We start from the raw sequence: 2,327 nt of genomic DNA on the forward strand, positions 1-2,327 counted from the left end.
CCACTAAGCTGGCTATCGATTACATCCACCCAAACCCATCACAACTGGCCTGCACCTTATATTGGGTATCACGCTACTCAACCCAACCTACACACCGATCGCGATAAATCCCCGTAGGTTGGGACGAGCGCAGCGATTCCCAACAGACCCATCCGATAGCGACATAGTGCGCCTTCCATCACTCAGCTGGCTATCAATTACACCGACCAAACCCCATCACGATACACTTTAAAAAATCACTTATAGACTAATGAATCATATACTTGAGTACCTACACCGTAAGAACATGGTCATTAAACTATAAGAATAAAAAGCATGTGAAACGCTCTATCCGTAGAGCAACTCACCACGGGATATATGCAGTCAATTGATATCGCGATCTGGGCCTACTGCGCCGAGAAACTGGAAATTCTATGGGGTAACCTGGCTGCTCGTCGCTTCTGGAACCTCGACGACCAAACCTGTTTCAGCCACCTTTCTCCCCAAAGATTAAACCACCTCCAGCAGGCGTTAGACCTCAATCAGCCTTTTAATTTATCTACAACCAACCGCGTATCCCATCGCTTTCAAGCCGAAAAGGTATCTGATTCAACGTATCTCATAACAGAAATTCCCCGCGATACAACGGACTATAAAGAGCATGAAACGCCCACGGTGTTTGACCAAAATAACCTGATCTCTTCTTACGATCAACGCGGTTATCTATTCGAGCGCTCCAACCTTGCTCAACTGATTTTTAATACGAGCGAATCACGCATCACGGATCGCTTCGTTGATGTTGAAGAGGCTCATTCAGCGTTAAAACAAGTCGAACTGACGGACTATAGCGAAGGTATTTATCACGTTCATACGGTTCAGGGAAAGCGTTGGCATCTTATCCAGATAACCAAGTTTTACATCTCCTCAACGCACTGGCTGTATCAGATGCGAGAGGTCGATATCGACCCCCTTGCACGTACAAACGAAAGCTATAGAGACACTTTACTCGAGCAGCAAGTCCTCTTCGAACACGCAGGCACAGGGGTCTGCTTTACCAAAGACTTTCCTGACAGCCCCCGCCAAATCGTCCGTTGTAACAGCACTTTCGCGGAAATTTACGGCTATCAAGTCGCTGAACTGATTGGTCAGAGCAGCGCCATGCTGTATCCCGACACCCAAGAATATTACGCCATCGGTAACTCGGCTTATCCTCAGCTAAAAGAGGGAACATTGTTCCAACGCCGGCTGAGGATGAAGCGTAAAAACGGTTCTCTGTTCTGGTCTCAGATCCGGGGAAAAATGATATCCCCTGAAAATCCAGACCTTGGCTACATCTGGATCGTCGAAGATATCAATGACTACGTACACGCCAACCATACCCTTAAAACCTTACTGCACGAACATCAGCTGATTCTGGATCATGCGATGGTTGGCATCGTGTTCCTCAAAAACCGAAAAGTCACCCACTGCAATCGCCGCTTTGAAGAGATTTTTGGTTACAACGAAGGCGAGCTGAAAGGCAGCTGCTCCAGACAGTGGTATCTATCCGAATCAGACTGGCTGAAAGCGGGTGCTGCCTGTTACCAACCACTCTCGGAAGGCAACGTATTCAGAGGCGAAATGTTATTGTCCCGCAAAGATGGCTCTCCACTTTGGTGTGATGTGCGCAGTAAAGCCATCAATCCGGCCGATCTGGATCAGGGCTCAATCTGGATCACCATGGATATCACCGAACGCAAGGAAGCGGATGCTGCGTTAGCCAAAGCACATGAAGAACTTGAACAACGGGTAGAAGAACGCACAGAAGCACTCGCCGCCGTTGTGGAAAACCTGCACCTTGAGATAAGCGAACGAAGGATCGCCGAGGAAAGGGTTAAACATATGGCACTGCACGACTCACTAACTGGATTGCCCAACCGAGCTTTGCTGGAAGAACGCCTGGAACAGGCTGTGAAAAATGCCTCGCTGAAGGACAGTCAGCTTGCTGTTCTGTTTATCGATCTCGATCGGTTTAAACACATTAATGACTCACTGGGTCACCATGAGGGCGATCAGCTCCTGATTCAGGTCGCCAATAAGTTACATGAGGTGATTAAACACTCCGACACCGTGGCACGTTTAGGTGGCGATGAGTTCGTGATCATATTGGACAACATCCAGAACCTAAGCGATATAAATCACATCATCGATAGAATACATACCGAGTTTCAGCAGGAAATTCAGCTTGCGCTACAGGACGTATATATAACGCCAAGCATTGGCATCGCGCTTTACCCCAACGACGGTGATAGCGCGATCGAGCTGATGAAAAATGCCGATGCCGCCATGTACCATGCAAAAGACAACGG

Annotated in this window: 1 protein-coding gene; it reads left to right on the forward strand. The window is 48.1% G+C overall.

Annotated features, from left to right (window positions below; genetic code table 11):
• Nucleotides 1-357: 357 nt before the first annotated feature.
• Nucleotides 358-2,327, forward strand: a 1,970-nt coding sequence (locus ABYW01_RS19680) for a diguanylate cyclase domain-containing protein (protein ID WP_372836082.1), incomplete at its 3' end; no start/stop codon positions are given.

Source organism: Pontibacterium sp. (genome assembly GCF_041587635.1).
Taxonomy (GTDB): domain Bacteria; phylum Pseudomonadota; class Gammaproteobacteria; order Pseudomonadales; family Balneatricaceae; genus Pontibacterium.